The sequence below is a fragment of the Paenibacillus sp. FSL K6-1096 genome (assembly GCF_037977055.1).
Classification (GTDB): domain Bacteria; phylum Bacillota; class Bacilli; order Paenibacillales; family Paenibacillaceae; genus Paenibacillus_AQ.
This window is the reverse complement of sequence record NZ_CP150274.1, coordinates 4,858,419-4,884,188: the sequence shown is the minus strand read 5'-3', so window position 1 is coordinate 4,884,188 and position 25,770 is coordinate 4,858,419. Positions and strand designations below refer to the sequence as shown.

20 protein-coding genes, 1 pseudogene and 1 riboswitch are annotated in these 25,770 nt (G+C 54.9%); of the genes and pseudogenes, 2 read left to right on the top strand and 19 right to left on the bottom strand.

Going from position 1 to position 25,770, the window contains the following annotated elements:
- Nucleotides 1-8: 8 nt before the first annotated feature.
- The 8 genes and pseudogenes from fabZ to MHI24_RS21490 form a co-directional block, all read right to left on the bottom strand.
- Nucleotides 9-422 (bottom strand): 3-hydroxyacyl-ACP dehydratase FabZ, encoded by a 414-nt coding sequence (gene fabZ, locus MHI24_RS21525; protein WP_340021566.1) that lies wholly within the window; start codon nucleotides 420-422, stop codon nucleotides 9-11.
- Between the two features lie 11 nt (nucleotides 423-433).
- Entirely contained in the window at nucleotides 434-1,171 is a 738-nt protein-coding gene (locus tag MHI24_RS21520; protein ID WP_340021565.1) for a 3-oxoacyl-ACP reductase family protein, read from the bottom strand.
- Nucleotides 1,168-3,606 carry a beta-ketoacyl-[acyl-carrier-protein] synthase family protein gene (locus MHI24_RS21515; protein WP_340021564.1) on the bottom strand — a complete coding sequence of 813 codons (2,439 nt, stop codon included), beginning with the start codon at nucleotides 3,604-3,606 and terminating at the stop codon, nucleotides 1,168-1,170. Before MHI24_RS21515 ends, MHI24_RS21520 begins: the two co-directional genes overlap by 4 nt.
- On the bottom strand, nucleotides 3,603-3,866 hold the full coding sequence (locus tag MHI24_RS21510) for a phosphopantetheine-binding protein (RefSeq protein WP_340021562.1): 264 nt from the start codon (nucleotides 3,864-3,866) through the stop codon (nucleotides 3,603-3,605). Before MHI24_RS21510 ends, MHI24_RS21515 begins: the two co-directional genes overlap by 4 nt.
- A 293-nt stretch (nucleotides 3,867-4,159) precedes the next feature.
- A pseudogene (locus tag MHI24_RS21505) lies at nucleotides 4,160-4,443 on the bottom strand (ABC transporter ATP-binding protein); the annotation flags it as partial.
- Between the two features lie 264 nt (nucleotides 4,444-4,707).
- Nucleotides 4,708-5,673 carry a WYL domain-containing protein gene (locus MHI24_RS21500; RefSeq protein ID WP_340021561.1) on the bottom strand — a complete coding sequence of 322 codons (966 nt, stop codon included), beginning with the start codon at nucleotides 5,671-5,673 and terminating at the stop codon, nucleotides 4,708-4,710.
- A gap of 234 nt (nucleotides 5,674-5,907) precedes the next feature.
- Nucleotides 5,908-6,522 (bottom strand): hypothetical protein, encoded by a 615-nt coding sequence (locus MHI24_RS21495; protein ID WP_340021560.1) that lies wholly within the window; start codon nucleotides 6,520-6,522, stop codon nucleotides 5,908-5,910.
- Between the two features lie 262 nt (nucleotides 6,523-6,784).
- Nucleotides 6,785-7,471 carry a M50 family metallopeptidase gene (locus MHI24_RS21490; protein WP_340021559.1) on the bottom strand — a complete coding sequence of 229 codons (687 nt, stop codon included), beginning with the start codon at nucleotides 7,469-7,471 and terminating at the stop codon, nucleotides 6,785-6,787.
- Between the two features lie 206 nt (nucleotides 7,472-7,677).
- On the opposite strand from MHI24_RS21490, the gene MHI24_RS21485 reads away from it, so the two are divergent.
- Both MHI24_RS21485 and MHI24_RS21480 read left to right on the top strand, forming a co-directional pair.
- Nucleotides 7,678-8,187 carry a hypothetical protein gene (locus MHI24_RS21485; RefSeq protein WP_340021558.1) on the top strand — a complete coding sequence of 170 codons (510 nt, stop codon included), beginning with the start codon at nucleotides 7,678-7,680 and terminating at the stop codon, nucleotides 8,185-8,187.
- 52 nt (nucleotides 8,188-8,239) lie between these two features.
- The gene (locus MHI24_RS21480) at nucleotides 8,240-8,944 is read left to right on the top strand and encodes an AIM24 family protein (RefSeq protein ID WP_340021557.1); all 705 of its coding nucleotides are present in this window, start codon (nucleotides 8,240-8,242) and stop codon (nucleotides 8,942-8,944) included.
- A 127-nt stretch (nucleotides 8,945-9,071) separates the two neighbouring features.
- Here the strand turns inward: MHI24_RS21480 and MHI24_RS21475 are convergent, their stop codons facing one another.
- The 11 genes from MHI24_RS21475 to MHI24_RS21425 form a co-directional block, all read right to left on the bottom strand.
- Nucleotides 9,072-9,527, bottom strand: coding sequence for a Dps family protein (locus tag MHI24_RS21475; protein WP_340021556.1), 456 nt, complete (start codon nucleotides 9,525-9,527; stop codon nucleotides 9,072-9,074).
- A 250-nt stretch (nucleotides 9,528-9,777) separates the two neighbouring features.
- Nucleotides 9,778-11,253 (bottom strand): potassium/proton antiporter, encoded by a 1,476-nt coding sequence (locus MHI24_RS21470; RefSeq protein ID WP_340021555.1) that lies wholly within the window; start codon nucleotides 11,251-11,253, stop codon nucleotides 9,778-9,780.
- Nucleotides 11,254-11,386: 133 nt separating this feature from the next.
- On the bottom strand, nucleotides 11,387-14,071 hold the full coding sequence (locus MHI24_RS21465) for a discoidin domain-containing protein (protein ID WP_340021554.1): 2,685 nt from the start codon (nucleotides 14,069-14,071) through the stop codon (nucleotides 11,387-11,389).
- Nucleotides 14,072-14,129: 58 nt separating this feature from the next.
- Nucleotides 14,130-15,656, bottom strand: a complete 1,527-nt coding sequence (locus MHI24_RS21460; protein ID WP_340021552.1) for a glycosyl hydrolase — start codon at nucleotides 15,654-15,656, stop codon at nucleotides 14,130-14,132.
- A gap of 192 nt (nucleotides 15,657-15,848) precedes the next feature.
- Complete coding sequence (locus tag MHI24_RS21455) at nucleotides 15,849-18,221, bottom strand: PA14 domain-containing protein (protein WP_340021551.1); 2,373 nt, start codon at nucleotides 18,219-18,221, stop codon at nucleotides 15,849-15,851.
- Nucleotides 18,222-18,235: 14 nt separating this feature from the next.
- Nucleotides 18,236-18,316, bottom strand: a riboswitch (cyclic di-GMP riboswitch).
- A 148-nt stretch (nucleotides 18,317-18,464) separates the two neighbouring features.
- Nucleotides 18,465-19,838 (bottom strand): sugar phosphate nucleotidyltransferase, encoded by a 1,374-nt coding sequence (locus MHI24_RS21450; protein WP_340021550.1) that lies wholly within the window; start codon nucleotides 19,836-19,838, stop codon nucleotides 18,465-18,467.
- A gap of 178 nt (nucleotides 19,839-20,016) precedes the next feature.
- A complete protein-coding gene (locus MHI24_RS21445; protein WP_340021549.1) occupies nucleotides 20,017-21,357 on the bottom strand; it encodes a UDP-glucose/GDP-mannose dehydrogenase family protein in 1,341 nt (446 codons plus the stop codon).
- A gap of 4 nt (nucleotides 21,358-21,361) precedes the next feature.
- Nucleotides 21,362-22,462, bottom strand: a complete 1,101-nt coding sequence (locus MHI24_RS21440; protein ID WP_340021548.1) for a glycosyltransferase — start codon at nucleotides 22,460-22,462, stop codon at nucleotides 21,362-21,364.
- A 103-nt stretch (nucleotides 22,463-22,565) separates the two neighbouring features.
- Nucleotides 22,566-23,705, bottom strand: coding sequence for a glycosyltransferase family 4 protein (locus MHI24_RS21435; RefSeq protein WP_340021547.1), 1,140 nt, complete (start codon nucleotides 23,703-23,705; stop codon nucleotides 22,566-22,568).
- On the bottom strand, nucleotides 23,699-24,892 hold the full coding sequence (locus MHI24_RS21430) for a glycosyltransferase family 4 protein (RefSeq protein WP_340021546.1): 1,194 nt from the start codon (nucleotides 24,890-24,892) through the stop codon (nucleotides 23,699-23,701). The genes MHI24_RS21435 and MHI24_RS21430 overlap by 7 nt, the downstream gene beginning before the upstream one ends.
- A complete protein-coding gene (locus tag MHI24_RS21425) occupies nucleotides 24,879-25,739 on the bottom strand; it encodes a glycosyltransferase family 2 protein (RefSeq protein ID WP_340021545.1) in 861 nt (286 codons plus the stop codon). Before MHI24_RS21425 ends, MHI24_RS21430 begins: the two co-directional genes overlap by 14 nt.
- Between the last annotated feature and the right edge of the window lie 31 nt (nucleotides 25,740-25,770).

Below are 25,770 nucleotides of genomic sequence, written 5' to 3'. Positions count from 1 at the left end.
ATGGATGACTATATGAATGAAAATACGAGAATACCGTTTGCTGCCTTCCGGTCTTCAACAAAGCCTTCTACGCTAAATTTGGCCAATGACGGCGTGCCTGACAGGAGCCGGGCCTCCAGCTCCAGGCGGTCTCCCGGAACGACGGGCTTCAAGAACTTCATCAGTTCCACCTTAATCAGCACGGGAAGCGTATCCGGCTGTTCATCCGCTCTGCCCATGACAACAGCACAAAGCTGTGCAGCCGCTTCCATAATCAAGGCGCCGGGCATAATAGGCTGACGGGGGAAATGCCCGCTGAAAAACGGCTCATTGATGCTGACATTCTTGATAGCCTTGGCATAGACGCCCGGTTCCAGCTCCAGAAGCTTATCCAGGAACAGGAATGGGGGGCGCTGCTCAAGCAATGAATACATCTCGTTCATCCCGCTCCTCCTCATCCGATCTCCAGCCCGCCGTCTACAATCATGACCTGACCAGTGATATAATCCGCCTTATCGCTGCTCAGGAAACAGACAAGGTTGGCGACATCCTCCGGCTTGCCGAAGGCATGGGCAGGGATCAGCTTCAAGTACTCCTCCTGCTTCGCCGCTGAGAGCGCGGACACCATATCCGTCTCAATGAATCCGGGAGCGACTGCATTCACCTGGATGTTAAAGCGGGCCAACTCCTTGGCGAGCACTCTGGTATAAGCATTCACTGCCCCTTTAGTAGCACTGTACAAGGACTGCCCGGTTAATCCTTTGAAGGAGCTAACCGAAGATAAATTGATGATTTTGCCCCGCTTATTCCGTACCATCAGCAGTGCTGCCTGTTTGCAGCAATACATGCATCCCTTAAGATTGGTATCAATGGACCGCTCCATCTGCTGGTCGCTGATCATCATACCGAGCGTGCTGTCCGAGATCCCTGCATTATTGATTAGTACATCCATAGTCCCAAAAGCCGCGACCGTCTCCTCAAACAGCCGCTTCACCTGACTGCTTCGGGAGACATCCGCCTGGACGGCAATCGCACGCGCCCCGTAACTCTGAATGGTAGCTACAACCTCAAGCGCACATTCCTGGTTCTCATGGTAGTTCACCACTACATCCATACCGGCCCGGGCCAGCCCCAGCGCACATGCTTTGCCGATTCCCCTTGATCCTCCTGTAACGACCGCTACCTGCTTCATGACTGCTCTCCTCTCCGGCCCGGGGCTTGCTGCAGTACCATGGCGCTAAAGCCTCCTCCGAACGAGAAGCTGGTGACCAGAACTGTGTTGAACCCTTGGCCATCACCACGATTATTCTCAACCGGAGGCACTTGGTTCCCTCTCCGGGGATGCGGACGTTCCCCGCTATACAGCAGCATGGCGGCATGAGCAGCCTGCACAGCGCTTGTCCCTGCCCGCCCTTCGCCCAACCGGTCCTTGATGGCATATACCGGTATGTTATCCGCCCTGCTGCCGAACACGCGCTCATAGCTGCGCAGCTCCATCCTGTCGATAGCAGGATCACCGTTCGCGAAGCCCACAATGGCATCAATGTCTTCCGGATACAGCCCCGACATGGACGTGGCCTGCAGAATGGCAAGATCAAGAGCCGTTCCTTCGGGATCAATCTTTCCAGGAGCAGCGAACTGGTAGGAACGTCCATACCCCGTAATCTCGGCATACAGGGAAGCCCCGCGGGAGAGGGCATGATCCTCAGACTCAAGGGCAAGTACCGCTGCGCCCTCCGTCAGCGAGAATCCGTTGCCGGTGAAGCTATACGGCTCGGACAATGAGGACTCTCCTTGCCGGTCAAGTGCTTGCAGCGTGTCATAGAGCAGGTGAGCGGTGTCAGAATATTCGTCCACTCCGGCTGCAAGCACTACCTGATGCCTGCCGGTTCTGACCATCTCGAAGCTGTCGCATATCGCATCCAGGCCGGAGGCAATTCCATTGCTTACTGTCATATTGCAGCCTTGTATCCGCTGGCTGATCGACAGCTGTGCTGCGGCCGCATTATAGACGGTATTAGGAAACAGCATTGGGCTGCCTGCCTGGATACCCTTGGCGAGCAGCTGCTCCAGGAAGCTGCGGATTTCGCTAGCCGGCCCGTCTGAAGTGCCCACAATGAGTCCTGTATCCTTAGATTGCCGGTCATCCATTACAAGGCCTGAATCCCGGATGGCGCCAAGGCCCGTGAACAACAGCAGCTTGGATAACCTGTCCATACGTCGTATATAAGCCGGGGAGATCCCCTCCGCTGACAGGCAGGAGTCAGGCACAAGGCCAAACGGAGCCTCCAGTGCCGGGGACTGCTCCCCGTCTATGTCATGCATATTCTTCCAATAAGCAGCAATATCATTACCCTGTGAAGTAAGGAGTCCGATTCCTGTTATGTATACTTTACCTTCAATAATTGAATTTATTTCGTTGTTATATGAATTTTTGGCAAAAATCAGGCTTGCATTATTCCCTCCAAACGCAAAGGAGTTCGACATCGCATATTCAAAGCTTCTGCGCTGCGCTGTATCCGGCACAAAATTGAACCGGGAGGACGTATTGCCGCTGAAATGGATGGTTGGCGGAATCTGCTGATGCTCAAGCGCCTGGACCGTAATGACCGCCTCCAGGGCTCCCGCTGCTCCGAGACAATGTCCGATCATCGATTTGGTGGAGCTTACGGCAATCTCTTCAGGAGCAAAGACCGCCTCCAGGGCCTTCTGCTCAGCAGCATCATTCAACGGCGTTCCTGTTCCATGCGCGTTGAGATAACCGATCTCTCCGCTGGCAAGGCCGGCCTCTTCCAATGCAAGACGGATGGCGGCAATCTGTCCTTCGCCCTCTGGATGTGGAGCTGTGATGTGATAAGCATCTGAGGTTACACCGTACCCCAGCACCTCTGCCAGAATAGCAGCACCGCGGCTGATAGCATGTTCCCTGGATTCCAGAATCATAACCCCGGCTCCCTCGCCGAGAGTGATCCCTTCACTTCTGCTAAAAGGCGAGCAGGGAGAGGCATCCAGAGCCTTAAGGGCATAGAAGCCGCCGAACTGGAGCTTGGCGAAGGCATCTGCACCGCCGGCTATGACCAGATCGGCCTTGCCGTAGCGGATTAAGTCGCAGGCATACGCAATGCTCATTGCCCCTGCCGCACAGGCATTGGCGATATTGGTTACAGAGCCGCCCAAATTATAATGTCCTGCAATATGCCCGGCCGTAGCATGGATCGGGATATTAAGCACATCATAGGGGGATAATCTCTTCCCGCCCCGCAGCCTTGTTAACATGCGTTCTGCACTGCTTGGCCCGCCTGTACAGCTTCCCATCACGACACTTACACGCTGCCTGTCCATCCTGGTGAAGTCTGCTCCGGAGTGTGTTACCGCTTCTTCAGCAGCCTTCAGGCACAGTAAGGATGTCCTGTCCATTCTCCGGAAATCCCGTACGCCACCAGTCAATGAAATAACTTCCTCCGCCTCGCCATACCACCCTGGAATATCGCGGCCCAGCTTCTCAGCCGAGAGCGGCCCGATACCGCTGAGTCCGTGCAGGCAGTTATCCCAGAATGAATATGTATCCGCCCCGTTCGCACAAATGGCACCTAGTCCGGTAACTACACATTGCTTCCCGCTCCTCACGGGGTTGCCGCCAGAGAAGAACTGATATATTCACTTAATGTATTCAGGTTTCTGAAGAACGGGGTATGCTCAGCGTTCAGCTCAAGTCCGTAATCCTCATGAATTGCTGCGATTAATTCCAAAGAATCGACAGAATCCAAGCCCAATCCGCTATTGAACAATTCCATCTCAGGATCAATCTCTGTGGGCTGCATCGGAAGCCGCAGCTTCGTTACTAGGATAGTCTGGAGATTGGCGATTACCTCTTTCTGCAATTTCATTATGTATTCTCCCTTTCTCTGAAGCATCCATTCTTAGTAGCCTTAGTGATATTTTTCACTTTTTTAAATAATAGGATTAATCTTCCATTTGATGAATCTATCATAAACCCATTTAAAGGTTTTATCCATCGCTTTTTTTGTATTTTTCAGTCGAAATATGTAGATATGAACAAAAAGACTTTATTTCAATAAAGATCGTCTCTACATACCAAAAAACCAACCCGCCTCTTCCGGCGGATTGGTTCTGGTACATCTGCTTCAGCTTTTCATCCGGGGGTCCAGTACATCGCGCAAGAGACGGGCTCATCGGCGATAATCAGCTTTGGCTGAAGCGCCAAGGCTCTGGCAATCCCGATCCGCTGCCGTTGCCCTTGCGCATCTCTTCAGCAGATAGCTTCATAATATCCTGTCCCTCGAACCAGATCTCGCCCGCTGTCGGTTCAATCAGCCGGAGCAGTGCGCGCCCTGCCGTGGATTTGCCGCAGCCGCTCTCTCCTACAAGACCGAAGGTCTCGCCTCTGCCCACAGCGAAGGAGAGATCATCGACCGCCTTCACCGCTCTCAGAACTGGTTGCATCTGCGCGCTACCTCTCTTCTGTCAGAAATTGAACAAAGGTCAAATACCTGGTCAATAATCATATTATAAGTTAAATATTTTAACTAATACCTAACATTAAAAGTGACAAAATTGACTTTATATAAATATTAATGTTATTTATTGTATTAAGTCACTATGGATTTCCTGCCTATGCAAGGAAAATTTACACAAATAACTAACCCGATGTGTTTCGTCTGTATATCACAACAAATAGAAGCTCCGGAATCCAGAATAGGATAAGTGTTATTTGTATAGTGCCAGCCATTTCTCCAGCTGATGCTTAAGCACATTCCGGTAATAGGCCGGCTCCATAATCTCGGCTTCCTCCTTGTATTTCATAATCCAGTGAACGAACCCGATGTCCTGCTCCACGGCGACCTTGAAATGCAGGCTGCGGTTCTGGCGGTCTACTCTGCTCGGCTTCACGAACATCTCTTCATGCTTCAGGCGTTCCATCATCCGCTGCGAGAATCTGACTCTGAATTCCACCTGCAGGCTGTCCTGGTCCAGAGACCACTTCTGCTCCATGAAGGACTGCAGGTCAAACTCGTCTTTGGAGAACCACCGGTCCAGCGGATTCACACTGGAGAAGCCGTTGATATGAAAGGTACGGATAATTCCGAAGCGATGACAGTAACCAATCAGGTGAAAACGATTCTCCAGCGGGACCAGGCAATAGGGATCAATTCGGATACCTTTTTCTTCAAACGCATTCTCTGTGTAATCGGCCTGTATACTTCTCTGCTTCATCACGGCATCCAGAATATCGGTAAGGAAGAATGGCTGGTCTCCGTGCGGCCCGTTTTTGTCCATCCCCTGCAGTCCGGTTTCCTTCCTCGTACGTTCCATTGTTTCTTCCCTTTCTGCCTTTTGCTTATAATCTGCCGCCATCACCTTCTCATACGCATCTTCAAAGCCCGGGGGCAGTAAAGGTTTGATATCCGTCATAACCCTGCGTAGCTGTGAAAAAGCCTCTTCCTCCTCTTCTGACCAATCCAAAGGGTAGAGTGCAAAATTCCCAATAAAAGCGTATCCCTTACCGTGCCCCAGATGGGTAATGGGGATATGCATGGCACTGAGCGCATCCATATCCCGATAAATCGTTCTCTCACTGTTGCCGCATCGTTCCGCCAGCTCACGGGCCAGAATTCCCGGTTTCGCCTGAACTAGCGTAATGATGCGCATCAGCCGGATTAATCGGTCTGTCATATTCAGTTCTCCTTGACTTATGGTAAAATAGACCCATTATTTTTAAATAAATTAGTTATATATATCTATAACGGGGGATGTAATAACCGAGTTAAGAAAATATAATAGAACTATTTTACTATACTACCACATTTAGAAATGACTCCATTTGATATCTGTGACTACGAATGCGATTCTTGATTCAAGTCCTATGTATGGGCATGGGCTAATATAATTACGCGAGTAATGGTCCAATCATCTCATTGCCGTCCTGCCCAGCGGCAGATTCTCCGCTTCGAGCCGTTTATACAGCGCTTCCGCTTCCTTGAGCAGCTGCATGTCGGTGGAGCGTGCCGCCATCAGCAGCAGTCTGTCGGCCTGCCGCCGCAGCTTATCATAGTACTCCTCCGCCTTGCTATTCATGCGCGCCGCTTCTGCCTCTGCCAGCAGCGCCTCGGTGTGCAGCAGCTCCAGATGCTTCTCTACGTGGAAGCAGCACCGTGCCCCCAGCAGCTCGGTATGGTGGGAATATTCAATCCCCAGCTTCTTGAGCGGCAGCTCGCGGATGCGTTCCACGGCAGGCTGCTTGTACTGCCATTGCAGCCAGAGCGCTTCATGGATGCCTGCCGGCATAGCCCCCATCATGAATTCCAGGGCAATATACCTGCGCTGCCCGGCGTGGATTTTGCCCAGCTTCAGCAGAAGCGAACGTCCCTCGCCTTCCTCTGCTGTGCATCCGTAACATCCGGTAGCCTTGACATGGCCTTCCAGCCAGACCCGCAGCTCAATATCCCGGGCCGCGACTTTGCGGCTTCTCTTGCGGAAATCCTCGCCTTGCGTTACCCCCTTCCACTCAATGAGCAGAACCACCTTCTTTGCGCCTCCTGCCAGAATGCGATCCTGGCTCCAAGTAAACAGAGTTTGAATACTTGCTTGCATATTTCCACCTCTTTCTTTTTTTGGGTCTTCTATTAATGTACCAATAATGGCGGACAACTCCTTGTCATGGAATATATGTTCGGTCCTATAATATCGACAAAAAAAGAGCCAACCTACCACTAAAGGTATTTGCCTCTTTATGAAAGTATAAACTTTTGTCAAAATATGACGAACAAAATGTTGCTTTATGCCTTTACATTCTTCTGACAGCCCGGCCCGCCTGCTCCTGTCTGAAGAAACAACCCAACGCCCATTTCGCGCACAGCAGAGCGAACAGGAAGAACAGCAGCGCCCACACCAGCGCCGGAACGCCCGTAAGTCTGGCCAGATTCGCTGCATCCCCCGCGCGGGAGGGCGTCACTACCGAGGCGGACATCAGGAACAAGGTCCCCATCACCGACTCCTCCAGGGTCAGGAAGGCGAGAAATAAATAATAATATTTGCTGACCTTCGGCCAGAGGAACAGCATCGCCGCATTCAGCAGAATGAATCCGCTCAGCCAGATCATCCCGAAGCTGCCGCGCACATACAGCACAAGCATTACCAGCGCAACCAGACTGGCCAGAATCAGCCCCCACTGCCGCTTGTCTCTGCTATATAAATAGAAGAGCAGTAGAGCAAACAGGGAAGCCAGAGGATAACCCGCCAGCGAGACAAGGATCGCTCTGCCTCCGGCTGCAATCGCCGAATAGGTGACGCCGCTGTGATCGGAATACAGCTCAATGCGCAGCACATGGCCCGAGAGCAGCAGGGTCATCAGGGCATGGCCGAACTCATGGAACATCGTGTCCAGATTACGGAATAAGGAGGAGAACGGAATGAACCGGGTCAGCAGGGCCGAGCCTGCCAGGAACAACAGTGTTTTGAGCCACTTATTCATGGATAACAGCCCCTTTCCGTTCACAGTATACGTTAATTTGCACAGACACTCAATATAAGCGGAACCCGCTGCGTCTGAACGCAGTATTACTCTATGGTTCTCTCCGCAGACCGTGAGGGTAATGATGCCTGTAGCCCGGATGCCCAACCGGAGGCCGCTATGTTAAAATAGGAAGACAACTCGCATTAACAGGTGGTGATCAGCAAATGAACAGACGATTAACAGGAAATGTCGCCAAGCTGCTGGGTTCTGTCCTGGTGCTGTTTGGACTGTCTAATATAATAGGTACTCCCCAGGCCAAGGCCAATTATCTCAACGATATATATAACGGAATCCAGAGCTTCTCCGAGCTTCCCGGCGAGGTCAGCAAGCTGCAGGAGAGCTACCAGAAGACCGCGGAGGAGCTGCGGCAGACCAAATCGGACCTCAGTGATGCGGTGGACGAGCTGGGTGAGACCAAGGACCAGCTGAGTCAGAGCCTTGAGCAGATGCAGACCTACCAGGCCCAGAATGCTGCGCTGCAGGAGCAGAACCGCCAGCTCAGCCAGGTCGTCGATGAGCTGAAGAATGACCGTGCGGCCAGGGAGAATTACCTGAAGCGTATCAAGGTGACGGTCATCTCCGGGCTGGCGCTGATTCTCGGTTACTTCGTGCTGATCCGGCTGCTGCGCTTCACGATGCGTGCACGGTCCAGAAGAAGCGACCGGCTGCGTTAAGCACCGTGCAGGGAAAGCTAAGAGACCCGCACAGCAGAAGGGAGGCAGCAGCATGAACGTTGAGATTCAGGATGAAGGCGACAGCGGCAGCGGACAGGCCGTTACGTTCAACGTGGCGGAGCAGGAAGAGGTCCATGTGCTGCATCCGCAGCAGATTATAGCGTACCAGGGGCCTTCCTCCGGGCGGGCCGACCGGTTCATGGATGTGAAGGGCATGTACCGCAAGCGGAAGCTGATCCGCTCGGATATCACCGGCCCCTGCCGGTTCACGGCTGCCCTGCCGCCCGGCTACCGGGTCAAGACTCTGCAGCTGGACGGCAAAAGCGATCTGCTCTACGATTTCCGGCACCTCTTCTTCTACAGCAAGGGAGTGAGCATGCAGACACGGGTGCTGAATATGAAGAATATGCTGATTACCCGGGATATCGTCAAGGTTAAATTCTCCGGCCACGGCAGCATCGGCATTCTGACAGAGGGCACCGTCTGCGAGGCAGAGCTGCATCCCTCCGATCCGCTGTATGTCGATGCCGGCAGCATGATCGCCTACCCTGAGAATGCCCGGCTGGAGCTTACGGTCTATGGCAATCATCTTGCCAGCCAGCATATGAGCTATCACTGGAAGATGACAGGGCACGGGCCCGTCCTGTTCCAGGCCGGACGCCAGAGCAGGCGCTTCGAGCGTGACAATAATGAAGACGGCATCATCAAGCGCTTCCTGCGTGAAGCCCTGCCGTTCGGCGGCGTGTTTATTAAGTAAGCGGTACGTTTAGGACCATCAAAGGCAGCACATTGTGTTCGGTTTTTCGCATACATTTGGTTCTTGAGCAAGTCTACAGCAAAGAGCGCCTGCGTATCTAACGCAGGCGCTCTATTTCATACTAGTCTTAACCCAGGTAAGCGTTCAGCATCCAGGCCGTCTTCTCAACACTGGTCCGGATTCCGATGAACAGGTCGGCCGTAGGCTGGTCGCCAAGCTCCTCAGCTTGGGAGATCCCCTGCTTCAGCTCTTCGGCAACGGCAGTGTAGTCCTTCACGAGCTGGGCGACCATCTCCTTCGCACTTTCTCCGCCGGTACCTTCCTTCAGCGCGGACAGCTCCAGATACTGGGCCATCGTCGAGGCCGGCTTGCCGCCAATCGCAAGCAGCCGTTCAGCCAGCTCATCTACATAACCGGCGGCTTCATTGTACAGCTCTTCAAATTTCTCATGCAGGGTGAAGAATTGCGGACCGCTGACATACCAGTGATAGTGGTGCAGCTTCACACCAAGCAGTGTCCAGTTCGCGGTCTGGCGGTTCAGGGCAGCATACAGTTCTGTGTGGCTATTGACTTTAGTACTCATTCTAATAACCTCCCGGAAATGAATAATTATTTATTGTATTTAGACTCGTTCTAAATCTATATACAATTTATCATACATTGTGCACTAATGCAATCATTATTGCGATCTTTTTGTATAGCTTGGTTATTGCAGATTCTAGCATTCCGCTATGAATTCTCCTGTTAGTTGCATCACAATTCTGCAAATGCCCCAGGATGGACATCTATCCCCTACTTTGGAAGAGATGCTCACATCTACAGTAGAATACCCTCTAGACGGGGCTGATATGCGTCTCCGCCGCCTTTCCTTTGCCGCTGCGGAAAATATCGCGCATCTCCTCCCGCTTGCTCTTGGGACTAAGTACATAGACCGTATCCCCCGGCTCAATGACGGTGCTGCCGTGGGGCGTGACGATGCCCTTGTTCCGTATAATCGCTGTGAACAGAATATCATCCGGCAGACCAATCTCGGCAATCTGTCTGCCGGCGATCGGCATATGCTGTTCAATGCCGATGTGATTGAATTCCGAATCTGTCTTCCCGAGCGCCACCAGCTCCATCAGCGACGGCTGGACCTCTTCCCTGCCAACCAGCCTCAGGCGCAGGGCCAGCGGTGAAATGGTCGTCCCCTGGATGACGGCCGAGGTCAGGACAACGAAGAAAACTACATTGAAGAACAGCCTGCCGTGCGGCAGGCCCGCGAGCAGCGGGTAGGTCGCCAGCACGATGGGAACGGCTCCGCGCAGCCCGGCCCAGGAGATCAGTGTCTTTTCACGCAAGGTGAACCGGCTAAAGAGCAGGCTGAGGAACACTCCGGCCGGTCTTGCTACGACCATCAGGATGACCGACAACAGAAGCCCCTGCCAGGTGACAGCCGCCAGCTCCTGGGGGAAGACGAGCAGACCGAGCAGAATGAACATGGCAATCTGCATCATCCAGGCAAAGCCGTGATTGAAATTCATAATAGTCCGGTGATACATCAGCTCTGAATTCCCCAGCACCAGTCCCATCACATAGACGGCGAGCAGACCGCTGCTGTGCACCATCGCCGAGACGCCGTAAGTCAGAACGGCAAAGCCGATTGCCAGCACGGGATACAGCCCGGTAGAGTCCAGATTCATACGGTTGATCAGATAGACGGCCAGCTTGCCGACTCCAATTCCGACCAGAAGACCAACGCCCATCTCCCAGAAGAAGGACAGCACCAGACTCCACACCGCTGTATCCGGGTGCTGCACCCATTCAATCAGCGACACGGTCAGGAAGACGGCCATCGGGTCATTGCTGCCCGATTCGGCTTCAAGCGTTGAGGTCAGCCGTTTGTCAATATTTTTGCCGCCAAGCACCGAGAACACCGCCGCCGCATCTGTTGAACCGACAATTGCTCCGAACAGGAAGCTCTCGGCCCACGGCACGCCTAGTATGAACTTGGCAAACATGCCGATGACCGCTGTAGTCACCAGCACACCCAGGGTGGCCAGCGACAACGCCGGCTTCATGACCGGACGGATGTCCTTCATGCTCGTCTGCATTCCGCCTTCAAACAGAATCACCACCAGCGCAAAAATCCCGGCGATCTGCGTCAATGCCGCATTATTGAAATAAACGAAGTGGCTTAACACCATGCCGGCGGCAATAAACAGAACCAGTGCAGGCATTCCGAAACGGGTGGAGAATTTGGTGGAAAACACGGAGATCAGCAGTAAAACCGCCAGCAGCAGAATAATTTGATCTGCAAGATGAGTCATTGAACCGGTTCACACCTTTCCCGGGAGCCTGGTATCCGCCTAAGCCCCTTATATTTATAGTAAGTTTATGATTTCTGGGACAGAAAAAAACCCCGGTGGGCTCTGAAAACCACGGAGGTTATTATGCCTTGCTTCACTCTCTTGAATACACCTGCAGCTCCTGGATGGACCAGTAGTTGCCGCCTGCACCGGTCTGAACAATCCGGATATGGCGGGTCTTCACCTGGGAAAAGGTAATTTTGGTCATTTTCAGCTGCCCTTTGCCGGAGGCAACCTGTCTCCAGCTCTTGCCATCGTCCGATACCTGGACCAGATAACCGCGCGGATAGTCATACGGGGATAACGTGTTATCCAGATCTATTGCTTCTATTGTATGCTCTTCGCCCAGATCAATCTGGTAGTATTCGCCTGAGGCCTGGTGCTTGACCGTATCCCAGCGTGTGCGCCGGTCTCCGTCAATGGCGCCTGCCGGATTCGAGTCTTCCTTGCTCACGCTTGAGGTTACCTTCCATACGGACCGGTCCAGCGGAACGAGCCCGGTCGCTGTAATCTGGGTCTTCTCGGACATAAGCTTAGAGCCTGTAACCCTTACAGCGTAAGTATAGAGCTTGCCCTCCTGAAGCTTGCTGTCGGTGAATTCTGTCCGCTTCACATCGCCAGCAATGACCTTCAGCTCCCCTTCCGGGCTGTCGGCCCGGAGCACTTCATAGCTTGCTCCGGGCGCTTCCAGCCAGTTCAGGTGCATCGACAGCCCTTTGACCGCCGCGGCCTTGAGGCCTTGCGGCGCTATGTCTGCCACCTTGGAGGAGGGCGACAGAATATACTGCACGCCCTCGCCCGGTGCCAGTGTTTCCGTGAATTCTATCTCAGGCGAAGCCTTCAGGCCGGTGATGTAACGGCGGGCCTCTTCATACGTATCGCCGCGTCCGAACCTCTCGCCCTCATACACCGTCTGCTCCGGCATGGTCACCTTGACCGTCACGGTCTGCTCCGTCTGCTCAAAATTAACAAAGTTCACCAGCACCTTATTCGAGGTAGCCTTGCTGCCGGCCAACGGTTCAAGCGTGGACGTATCTACTGCCCGCACATAAACCAGCTTATCCGCCAATTGGTCCTTATTGGTGATCTGGTAGGTCAGCGGCGCCCCGTGTGTGGCATAGGCCAGCACCAGCCGGCGCATAATGCTCACGCGCGAATCCTCGCCTTCCTTGGTATAGTAAATCTCCGTGGTCGCTGGATCATGATCCTCCAGATTGAAGCCGTATTTGAACAGGCTGAAATTCTTGAAGAATGCGGCATGCTGCACGAACATATCGGCATATCCGAGATGAGCCCGCATAATCCGGTCGAATACCGCCGAGGTCCGCTCCTTCGCTCCGTACTGATAGGCATCGACGTGGGAGTCCGAGGTGCCGAATTCGGTGGCAAGCATTCTTTTGCTGAGTCCGTCTACCGAGCCCCCGAAGGTCTTCAGATTCTCGGTGAAGCTCCCGCCCTGGCTGAAAATATACGAATCGCCGTAGGAATGCCCATTCGTCAGATCCGTCACCGCCTCCAGCTCGTCACGCTGCTTCGGATCACGCTCCCAGCCGTCCGGGTCCCCGCACTGGCGGACTGTTCCCTTCTGGTTGCCGCAGGAGTCCTCGCTGTACCCCGGCCAGTACGCCCATCCGGGCGCAACGGTCTGCAGATGCGGAGCGATTGTCTTGCCCTTGCTGTTCAGCCATTTCGCAATCGCTAGGTTAACCGCCTTGGAACGGTTGAACAACCCCGGCTCATTATCAACCTCGTAGTACTGGAAGTACGGGCTGTATGTGCGGAAATAATCGGTCAGCTTCTTCTCCGCATCGTCCGGCAGGGTACCGTCCGGCTTCAGCTTAATATCGCCGGTATGCAGGTAGAGCGCCACGGCCTGCATGTTGTAATCCTTCAGCACCTTGTAGTATTCATCCATCTTCTCACACGAACGCCCCACATCGCTGGCACAGCTGGTCCGCATAATATTGCCGCTGTAGGCTACGCCAAGCCACTTCATGATATAGGGCAAATGAGTCACAGCACCCTCGTCAAAATAAAACTGCTTGTTGTTCACCACCGTACCGGTCAGCGTATAGCTGCCGTGAATCGGCTCCTTAATTGGGGATTTCAGCGCCTCCAGACTGAGGTTATCCCAGGTGAACCAGTTATACTTATCCTCTGCGGCGGACGAGTAGATTCCCCGGGTGGTTCGCAGCGTCAGCTCATTGGTGCCGCTGAGCAGCTGCTCTTTGGGAATGTACAGCTCATAGGTTTTGCGGAAGTCATATTTGCTGCCAGTCCCGGAAATGCCGGCAATCTGGATAATGCCTGAGAGCTGGCGGTTGGAGAATACGCTCATCTGCGGGACGGATTTGTAGGCATCCAGGATGCTTACCCGAAATAAGACCCCGTTCTCCGGGATCTTATCCAGTTCATACTGAATCCGCAGCTCGGGATTCGTCTCCCCGTGCAGCCCGGAGGGCAGTGTCCTTAGCTCTCCCGACTTGGCGGCAGACGAAGTCATGCTGAGCGCCTCCTTCACTCCGCTTGATCCCGCAGCCCTGAACTCTGCAGCCGAGCCGTCATGACGGCCAAGCGTCCAGATTACAGTGCCTTCCGGCATTTCCGGCCCGGCATCCTTGGCGGCCGACAATCCGGACAGGTCGACCTCCGCCTCGCCGTTCTTCGTCCCATCCTCACCGAAGACAGAGACGGACAACAGAAAAAGAATGATGAGTGCAGCAAATTTTAGTAAGAGATGAAAGTGTCGCCGTGGCTTCTTCTTGGATCTAGTCCTCATTCCCTTGTCCTCGCTTTCTTCAGGGGTGTCTGTCTTGTACCGGACTTACCTGACGCTATTAGGGCAGCGTCAGCGCACTCTGGGGAATAATCATCTGCTTCTGGCTCTGACTTCTCCACATCAGACTGACGCTGGCATCCCCGCGGTTCTCGTAATACTCCACCTTGATCGTGTACGCAGTGTCCGCGGAGAGTGTGATGCTGCCCTCCCGGCCGGCGCTGCTCTGGTTCTTCCAGTTATCAATAATCAGCTTGCCGCCGACCCATACGCGGATACCGTCATCAGAGGATGCGGTAAAAGTATACTTCTCGCTGTAGAGCGGCTTGATGCTGCCGGTCCAGCGGACGGAGAAGGAATCCTTGGGAAGGCCTGCCGCCGGTGAAGCTCCGTGCCAGTTGAATTGAATCTTACTGTCGTTACGGGTAAGCAGCGGTTTGCCTGACAGGCTGGCATTGCCGAAATACTGGCCCTTCAGCCCATTGCGGGAGACTGCGGCTGCCGTCTGCATTCTGGCATTGATGGCAAGCTTGTAATCATCGCGGGAGACCGTGTATTTATCATTCATGAAGCTCTGGATCTTCAGCGCATTGTTATTCTCTACCAGCATCTTGCCCCATGTCATCGTATATACCCATTTGCTTTGTTTTTGAGACAACATGACAGGGTCTGGAAGCTCTCCGCTCTCCCCAATGCCTATCGGTTTGCCGTCGGCCAGCTTCAGGAGACTGTCATAATAAGATTGCTTGTAATCATTGTTATAGATATCGGCAGCCAGAATATCCACCTTCGCAATCCCTGGGAAGTAGGCGGCATACGGCTCTGACGATTTGTTGGGGGCATTCGGATTCCATACCCACAGCAGATTGTTCAGCTTATGCGTATTCACCATACGGTCGTAGACCAGGTCCCAGAGCTTGACGAAATTGTCCTTCTGCCCCCACCAGAACCAGCCCCCGTTCATTTCATGGTAAGGCCGCCACAGGACCGGAACTCCGGCATCCCGCAGCTCGCCGAGATAGACCGCCACCTCATCGAGATCGGCAATCAGAGCCTTGTACTGCGGAGTTCCCGGAGTAACATAGGCATTAAACTTCTCCTGGCTGAGGGACATATGCACATTGGTCCATATGGGTGCGGTTCCCGGCAGCTTCTGATGGAAGGTCATAGCCACAATCCCGCCGCCCTCATGCCAGCGGATCGCGCTATCTACCACAGCCTGGCGTTGCCCCGCAATAGTCTCCTTGGACTGGTTGCCGATGGCTCCCAGTTCATAACCGTGCAGCACTGCATGATGTCCGGTTGTATTCTTGAGCTTGTTGTTGAATTCGTCGGGGCTCTCCAGGTAATCGTGCTGGCCGGAGATCATGCCTTTGCCGCTGAGATCGCGGAGATAGCTTAACAGGGCAATAGCCTCTTTGGAGGCAGAGGGGTTGATGGGCTTAGTTGAAGCGGGGACAGCTGAAGATAGTGCAGGTACCTTGGCGGCGGCAGGAACCTGGGTTCCGCTCCCCCATGGGATCAATGAAAAGATCAGGACAAGTGGCAGAAGGGTTGTATATAGCCTGTACTTACGGTAAGTGTTCAATGTTATCTCCTTTCTCCAGCCCGGTGCTTCTTGTTGTTCTAGGAGAGCTTGACGCTATCACAGCGGCTATAGCTCATTAGCCCTGCTGGTCAGCAGGGCCATTCTGAGCGGGCTTGCAGGATTTATAATTGTAACCTCTTAACCAGTATCAGCGCCATGAAAACAGCCGGCAGACCTTAAGAGCACAAAAATTTAGGAGACGGAGGGAAGAAACAGCGCGCTGGCCGGAACCGTGCCCTTGACCTGGCTGTTGCTCTCCCACATTAGACGTGCCTTCGCATCTCCCTGATTCTCGTAATACTCTACCTGAATATCATAGAGCTCACCTGCGTTCAGGCTGATGCTGCCCATGCGTTCGGTGCCGCTCTGCTTCACCCAGCTGTCGATGACCAGCTCGCCGTTAATCCGCACGCGCACGCCGTCATCGGAGTGAGTATAAAACCGGTAGGTCTCGGTATACAGCGGCTTCAGCTTGCCGCTCCATCTTACCGAGAAGAAATCGATGCTGATTGCAGCATCCGGCGAGCCTTGACGCCAGTTGAATTCAATCACATCATCGGTGCGCACCACAGCGGGGGTGCCCGTAAGCGTCATGTTATTGAAGTATTCCGCGTATAGCCCGCCCGCAGCAGGAGCCTCTGCCGGAGGAAGCTCCGGTGCTGGCGTTGGTGCTGGTGCAGGTGTCGGCGTTGGTGCAGGTGCTGCTGTCGGTGTTGGCGTAGATACTGGTGTTGGTGTAGGTGCTACAGTTGGCGTTGGTGTTGCTGCCGGCGTTGGTGTTGCTGCCGGCGTTGGTGCTGCTGGCGTTGGCGTTGGCGTCTCAAGCGTAGCTGCGTTTACAGGTTTCGAGAACAACGCGCTGGCCGGAACCGTACCCTTCGCCTGGCTGGGACTCTGCCACATCAGATGGACATTGGCATCGCCTGCGTTCTCGTAATACTCCACCTTGATGTCATACATCTGTCCGGCGTTCAGAGCTATGCTGCCTGTGCGGGCGGTTCCGCTCTGCTTGACCCAGCTGTCAATCACTGCTGTACCGTTCACCCACAGGCGGATACCGTCATCCGATGTGGTGTAGAACTGGTAAGTCTCACTGTACGCAGGCTTAATCTGGCCGGTCCAGCGGATGGAGAAGTAGTCTGTGCCAAGCGCGGCATCAGGTGTGCCCTGGCGCCAGTTGAAGCTGATGACATCATCATTGCGTACCATTACAGGCGTCCCCGACAGCGTCATATTCTTGAAATATTCTCCAAGCAGACCGCTCCGGGTGTACGCCGGTTCCGGTTCGCCCGGAGCCGGCTTCTGTCCCGGCACTGCTGGCGGCATAGCCACCGGTGCCTGTGTTGGCGTTGGTGACGGAGTCACCGTAGGCGTGGGAGACGGTGTCGGCGTCGGTGTTGGTGTTGGTGTCGCCGTCGGTAACGGTGTCGGCGTTGCTGTCGGTGACGGAGTCACCGTGGGCGTGGGCGTTGCCGTTGGTGACGGTGCCGCCGTTGGTGACGGTGCCGCCGCTGGCGCTGTCCAGCTTTTATACTGATCACGGGTTAAGGTATAGCTGTTATTCATGAAGTTCTTGATCGTAGTCGTGCTGTTGTTCTCATAGAGCATCTTGCCCCAGTTCATCATGAACACATATTTCTGCTGGGTCAGCTTCAGCTTGGAGATATTCGGCATTTCGCCATTCTCGCCGATGCCGATCGGCTTACCGGCTGCCAGCTCGGCCAGCTCATCATGATATCTGTTCAAATAGTCATTGTTATATATATCTGCTGCCAGCACATCCACTTTGTCCGCCCCCGGGTAAGTCCGTTCATACGGGTCCGAGTTCGAGTTCGGCGCATTCGGGTTCCACACCCACAGCAGATTGTTTAATTGATGAACGTTAACGAAACGGTCATACATTATATTCCATAGCGCAGTGAAATTCGTTTTTTTGCCCCACCAGAACCATCCGCCGTTCATTTCGTGGTAAGGTCTCCAGAGGATGGGGACTTTGGCATCGCGTAAGCTTTTCAGAGACACGGCCACTTTATCCAGATCGGCAATCAGCGCATTATACTGAGGGGTGCCGGGGGTCACATATTTATTGAACTCTGCCTGGCTGAGCGGCTTCTGCACATTCGACCATTCATACTTGGTGCCCGGCAGGCTCTGATGGAACGTCATGGCGACAATCCCGCCCGCTCTCGACCAGTTCGTTGCACTCCATACAATATTCTTGCGCTGAGCGGCTACTCCGCTCTCCGTCTGTCCGCCAACCGCTCCAAGCTCATAACCGTGCAGTGCCGCATATTGTCCGCTGGTCCCCTTCAGCTTGTTGCTAAGCTCATCCGGGCTCTCGAAATAGTCATGCTGTCCCGAGATAATACCGTTGCCGGATATCTCATAGAGATTGTTCAGCAGCTTGACAGCCTCTGCCGAAGCATTGGGATTCACAGGCTTTCCGGCAGCAGAAGCCGCCTTAACCGATGACGGGGCTATACCCAATCCGAGCGGTACAGCAGACACAATTACAGCCAGCGACAACACAGCGCAGAGCAAACGGGACTTACGGTAAGTTTTCACAATATTCTCTTCCTTTCGGTAGCCAGGCTGCCACTCTTGCGAAGGCCCTATAGCTTTGCGTCCCTGTCTTTCGAGCAGGTTTGCCTTTGTCGTATTGGAAGGATCAATCCCTCTTACCGTAAGTATCGTCTTTATGCAAATTTATTGTAGAGCAAACGCGAAAATTTCCGAATAAATAGTTCTGTGTACCTGTTTTGATTCCGTCACAATTGGTTAAATAGATAAGTTGGACCTATAATAGGACTATGAAATGAACTGATGCAGTTGAATATCCTCCCAATCCAGAGTGATGCGGATATTATCCTCCTCCACCAGCTCCGACCCGGTCTGCACCTCAATGAACTCCACATCGGTCAGGGCCAGGATGGCATGCTTGGTCCCCTCGGGAATGCGCACCACATCGCCCGCCTTCACATTATGCTGCTTCTCGTTAATGACAATGCTCGCTTCCCCGCTGACAAACGTCCAGATTTCACTGCGCTTGTGATGCAGCTGGTAGCTGATATTTTTGCCCTCATTGATGAAGATCCGCTTGGTCAGCACCTCATTGCCTTCATCGTACTTCACATAGTCAATCACCTTGTAGTGGCCCCAGCGGCGTTCCTCATACATCGGTCTCTGTTCAAAAGACTTCAGCACCTCCTTAATCCGCGGGCTCTCCGTCTTATGGGTCACCAGAATCCCGTCCGGGCTGGCCGCCACAATAAGATCCTTGGCCCCGATCACCGTAATCGGAATATCCAGCTCGTTAATCAGGGAGGTGCCTTCGGAGTCTGCGGTTACGAAGCCTTTGCCGACAAGATTGTTGGTCATCTCCTCGGTCAGCGTGTTCCAGGTGCCCAAGTCCTTCCAGAATCCGGCGTACGGCTGAACCACGATGTTCTCCTCTTTCTCTACCACTTCATAATCGAAGCTGATCGAGGACAGCAGCTTATACTGCTTCTGCAGCTCCTCGTAGTTCAGCGGCAGCCCTTTGCGCTGCAGGATATCCAGCAGATAGCCCAGACGGAAGGCGAATACCCCGCAGTTCCACAGGGCGTTCCGGCGGATCAGCTCCTCGGCCTGCTGGCGGTCCGGCTTCTCCTGGAAGTGGCTCACCTTCAGATATCCGCTAGCGCCCGGCTCGGCATCCGTTGGAATGATATAGCCGTATTTCTCTGACGCATGTTCGGGAACAACGCCCATCAGCGCCAGATTCGCCCCGCTCACCAGCATGGTGTTCTCCAGCTGCTGTACGGTCTCAAAAAAGGAAGACTCCACATACGGGTCCACCGGCAGAATTGCCACGGTCTCGCTTGGCGAGACGCCGGCGATGGAATACAGGTACGCTGCGGTCAACGCAATGGCCGGGAAGGTATCCCGCCGTTCCGGCTCCACGATGATCGGCACCTCGCTGCCGAGCTGGCTCTGAATCATCTCGACCTGGCTGCGGCCGGTTGCCAAGTAAGAAGACCCGGCCATGCCGTTCTCTTCGAGTTGTCTCCATACGCGCTGAACCATCGATTCCGGTTCGCCTGCCGGGCTCTCCAATACCTTCAGAAATTGCTTGGACCGTGAATCATTGGACAAGGGCCAGAGCCGCTTACCTGAACCGCCTGATAGAAGTACCAGTTTCATATGGGAACCCTCCTAAGTTTATATGTGTTGTTGCGTGAATATCGGATTGTTATTGGGATCAAAGTGCACTTATACACCTCATTCGCTCGCACGGCCCGCTAACTACGGATTCAGGTGCATTAGTGCACCTCATCGGCGCGGGGTGGCGGGGGCCCCCCGCCCGGCCGAGCGCATGGCCCTACACCGCGCCAGCCACGCTAGGCGAGTAGCCGCTGAGCCCGCCCATCTGCGGGCGGCCGACGGAGATGTATTCGAGGCCGGTGCCCTCGATCTGCTCCTTGTCGTAGACGTTGCGGCCGTCGATCAGCACCTTGCGGCGCATAGTTCCGGCCAGCACATGCAGATTGATCTCCTTGAACTGGCTCCAGTCGGTCAGCAGGCAGACGGCATCGCTGTTCTCCGCCGCCTCTTCCGCCAGGCCGCACCAGCGCAGCTGCGGGTGGTCGTATTCCCGGCGGAAGTTATCCGCAGCGATCGGATCGTACAGCTTCACGACCGCTCCCTCTGCGACCAGCGCCTCCACGATCTCGCGGGCCGGAGCCTCACGTACATCGTCGGTGTTCGGCTTGAACGCCAGGCCCCAGATGCCGATGACCGCTCCGCGCAGGCTGCCAAGCGATTCATGCAGCTTCGAGAGGATCATGAACCGCTGGTCCTTATTGACCTCAACAACCGATTTGAGCAGCTTGAACTCATAATCCACGTTGCCGGCAATCTGAATCAGCGCATTGGTATCCTTCGGGAAGCAGGAGCCGCCATAGCCGATGCCGGCCTGCAGGAAGGTCGATCCGATTCTCCGGTCCATTCCCATTCCCTCGGCTACCTCGGTTACGTCGGCTCCCACCTTTTCACAGATGTTGGCAATCTCATTAATGAACGAGATCTTCGTCGCCAGAAAAGCATTAGACGCATACTTAATCATCTCGGCGCTGCGGATATCCGTGACGAATATATTCTCCGTGAACCCTTGATGCAGCTCACGCATGGTCGGCTCAAGCGACGGATTATCCAGTCCGATAACGATCCGGTCCGGATGAAGCGTATCGCGGATGGCGGAGCCTTCGCGGAGGAACTCGGGGGCGGAGACGATATCGAAGGGATGATGGGTGTGCGAGGCGATCAGCTTGCGGATTTTCTCATTGGTGCCTACAGGTACGGTCGATTTAGTCATAATGATCTTGTAGCCTTCCATCGCCTGGGCAATCTCGGCAGCCGCGCCTTCAATGTATCTCAGATCGGCTTCGCCGCCCGGAAGGGAAGGGGTTCCCACCGCCAGAATGACGATATCTGACCGGCGGACCGATTCCTGCAGATCGGAGGAGAAGCTCAGCCGGCCCTCCCGCAGATTCATCTCGATCAGGGCCTCGATGCCCGGCTCATAGATGGGAGACTCCATCCGGTTCAGCTTCCCGATCTTTTGCTCATCCTTATCCACGCAGATGACATGATTTCCATTCAGGGTGAAGCACACGCCTGATACAAGTCCTACATAGCCGGTACCGATAACTGCGAGTTTCATACTTTCATCCTCCTCTTAGGAAATTGACGTAGGCCTGTTCCACATACTGCTTGAACCGGACCATAAACGCCTGCTCATCGAATTTGCGTGCATGGCCCATAATCTGGTCGATATCCCACGCATAGGACTCCACCTCATCAATGGCCTTAAGCAGATCATCAACCTCCTGATGCGGGAAGAAGACGCCGTTCACATAAGGAATAATCGTATCCAGCGCTCCGCCGGCCTGGTAGGCAATAACCGGTCTTCCTGCGGCGTTGGCCTCCAGCGGCGTGATCCCGAAGTCTTCCTCCCCCGGAAAAATAAACGCCCGGCACTGCGACATCAGCCCTGTCACCTCTTCATCCGCCAGCCGGCCCAGGAAGGAGACATTTCCTTTGGCCATCCCTTCCAGACGCTTGCGGTCCGGCCCGTCACCGACGATGTACAGCTTCAGACCGTTGCGGTTGAACGCCTCCACCGCCAGGTCAATCCGCTTGTAGGAGACCAGCCGGGAGACGATCAGATAGTAATCCCCGATGGTCGGGGAGGCGGTGAAACGGGCCGTATTGATCGGCGGGAAAATGACATCGGAATCGCGATGGTAATAATTCTGTATCCGCGTCTTCACCACCGAAGAGTTGGCTACGAACTGGTTGACATTTTTGGAGGTGCGCTGGTCCCAGCTTTTCAGGCGCTGCATGTAGACCTTCAGCAGTCTTTTGAACAATCCCGAATTGGACTGCCGCTCCATATATGTGTCGTAGTCCCAGGCGAAGCGCATGGGGGTGTGACAGTAACACAGATGGAAGGTGGACTCGGGCACCTGGATGCTTTTCATAAAAGCACTGCTGGAGCTTAGGACGATATCATACCCGCTGAAGTCCAGATCGCGGACCGCCATAGGGTAGAGCGGCAGCACTCCCTTGAAATTCTGCTTCACGCCCGGAATTTTCTGCAGCCACGAGGCCCGGATATCCGCATCTTTGAGGTTATCGGTCAGGCGGCTTCCGTTAAATACCGTTGTGAAGATCGGAGCCTCGGGATACATGTGATGAAAGACCTCCACCACCCGCTCCGCTCCGCCCATCTGGATTAAATAATCGTGCGCGATCGCAATTTTCATGTGAATCATCCTCAAAGTTTTATGGAGCAGCATCATCAAGCCGTGAACGCATGGAAGTGACAGATGTTGATGCAAGCCCTGGCGTCATTCAGAGTACGGACGGTCAGGTAGCAGCCAGCAGACCCTTGTAGTAATTGACAATGTCCTTAACCGTGTTCTCGATGACAAAATGCTCCTTCACCCGCTTCATTCCCTGGTCCGCCATCACTCTACGCTCCTCGGGGTGGTTCAGCATCCAGGTGATGGATTCGGCAAGAACCGCGGGATCTCCGGGCTGGATCAGCAGCCCCGTCTCGCCGGGAACCACGATCTCCACCGGCCCGCCTTCATTGGAGGCGATCACCGGCAGTCCGGCCGCCATGCCTTCGACAATCACCTGGCCGAACGGCTCAGGCGTGATGGACGTATGGATCAGCAGATCTGCTCTGCTCATCAGTCCTTGTATATCATCCACATGACCCAGCAGGCTGACATTGGTAATGTTGTCCCGCTGCATTTGCTGGATTAATCCTTGCTTGTATTCCTCTTCTCCGAATAAGGCGTCCCCGGCCAGCCAGAACTTCACCCGGCTGTCATTCTTGAAGGCCTTGGCCGCTTCAAGCACAATATGCTGGCCCTTCCAGTGGGCCAGGCGGCCGACCAGCAGGACGTTGAAATCCTTCTGCTCGCGCCTTGCGATGCCCTCGCCGATGGCCTTGGCGAACGCTGAGTAGACGACCAGCGTCTTCTTCGAGCGCGGCAGCTCCAGCGCATTCAGCGTGGAATGGGAGTTGGCAATGACGCCGTTCGGCAGCAGGCGTGACAGCAGCCGGATCGCTTTGGCGACAACCGGCTTCAGGTAAGGCGCCCCGATGTGATCGCGGATGTGCCAGATCAGGGGCACGCCGGCTTTTTTGGCAGCCACTGCTCCATAGAAGGCCGACTTCAGGGAATTGGTGTGTACACAATCCACCTGCTCCTCCTTCAGCAGCGGGGCGAGCCTCCGGCCGTAGGCCAGCAGCTTCAGCGCCGCCGCCGGAGCACCGAGATTCACCGTGTTGCGCCCGCGGGTGCGGATGCTCTCATCCAGCGGGACAATCCGCACATCAATGCCCCGCTCGCGCAGACGTTCAGCAAGCTTCCCTTCCTCCGCCAGAATCACCAGCGGCTTAATCTGCTCACCGATATTGGTGAGAATGTTGAACAGGGCTACCTCGCCGCCGCTCCACTTGGCGGTGTGATCGATATAAGCAACCTTCAGCATCCTGCTGCCACATCCTTTCCCAGAGTATCAAGGAATACCGACTCTACCTGATCGCCTACATGCTGCCAGGTGTACTTCTCCAGCACATGATTCCGGCATTCCTCCCGGCTCGGCAGCAGCTTGCGGTTGCCCAGCATATGAATCATGCCTTCCGCCATATCTTCGCTGGCCGCGCTCTTGAACAGCAGCTCCGGGCGGAAGCCCTGCAGAATCTCCTTGTTGCCGCCGACCGGAGTCGCCATCACCGGAAGCCCGGAGGACAGCGCCTCGACCGTGATCAGGCCGAAGCCTTCCAGCGCCTGGGACGGAACCACGAACATGTCCGCCGCCTGATAGTAGGAGGCCAGCTCATGATCGGGAATGTAGCCGAGCAGCCGGACCTTGTTGCCCAGCCCGTAATCGGCGATCCGCTCCTCCAGCTCTCCGCGCAGCGGGCCCTTGCCCCCGATCAGCAGAATCGCGTTCGGGAACCGTTCGGACACCTGTCTCCAGGCTTCCAGGAGCTGCAGGAGGCCCATCCGGTTCATCAGCCGCCGGACGGTCAGCACCGTGGTGGCGCCTTCCGGGAGGTTCAGCGTCCGGCGGATAGCCAGCCGGTTCGGGGCCGGGGTGAATCGCTCGATGTTGGCTGCCCCCGGAATGACGATGATCTTGTGCAGCGGCACTCCGTGCAGCTCGTGCAGCATGTTGCGGAAATAATCGCTCAGCACGATGAATTTGTCCGCCAGCTTGTAGGCTTTATGTTCAATCGATTTGGCAATCGTTGTCTTGACTCTGTGCTTGATGCCCTGGCCCTCGATCTTCATCTCTTCGTTCCAGGGGCCGTGGAAGGTCATGATTACCGGGATGCCCCGCTTCTTCGCCTCGATGGCCGGTCCGATGCCGTATGGGGCAAAGTGGGTATAGAGGATATCAATCCTGCCGCTGCCCTCGCCCATCAGGGCTGCCGCCTTGCGCTGGAAGGCCTCCTTGCGCTTCCAGATGGTCTCCTTCGGATCCCCGGCGTTGTGGATGATCAGCTCCTTCGGGGTCTCCGGTGTCTCTTGGCTGCAGATCAGGGCATGCACCCGGTTGCGCATGGAGAGCTGCTCGCATACAGATTTGAAGTACGTGTTCAGCCCGCCGGGCTGTAACGAAGGCCAGCTGAGGCCGGTCGTCATAATGTTCAACCCGTCATTGTACGACATAGCTTCTCTCCCCCTTGCTCTTCTTCTTCTTCTCGGCCTGGCCCGCTTCGTTATGCCGGGCCAGCTTGCCTGCGCTGTGCAATTCGTAATGCTTGAAGCCGACCATGAATTCATACATCACCCAGAATACGGATACGGCGAATCCCGAGATGCCTTTCTTGAACAGGCCGTGCAGGAAGTACTTCTGCACGAAGCGCGCCGGCGGACGCAGCAGCAGCCGGCTCAGCTTGAACGGCTTGCCGCTGGCGAAGGCGGTCTCCGCTTCCAGATCGGTATATTTGTTGAACCGGGCTACATGGTCGTTGATGCTGCGGAAGCCTTGATGCCACAGCGTGCCGTTCAGCTTCACGGTGCGCTCCTCGGCCACCTCCGGGATCTCATGCACCAGCGAGTTGCGGATGCTGTATTCCTTGCGGTTATACAGCCGCACCAGATATTCGCCCTTGTCCAGCCACTTGCCCAGGAAATCCCCGATCCGGTACAGCGAGAAGGCCACGGTGGCATCCGTCAGTCCCGGCTTGCGCTCCAGAATGTCGCGGGCCAGCTCATCGCTGACCACCTCGTCCGTATCGATCAGGAAGACCCAGTCATGGACCGCGTGCGCCACTCCGAATTCCCTTTGTTTGGCATATCCGGGCCATGGGTTGACGAACACCCGGCACCCCAGGCTCTCGGACAGCTGTACCGTTCCGTCTGTGCTCCCTCCGTCGATGACAACCACCTCATCGGCGAATAACCTGCAAGACTGAATGGCCTTGGCTATCCGGACTTCGTCGTCCTGGGCGATGATGACTGCCGAGATCGGGTAGCTGCCCCGGCCGCCAAGCACATTTGTCAGTGAATCCATGAGGTATCCTCCTTTTAACAGTCCAGTATTC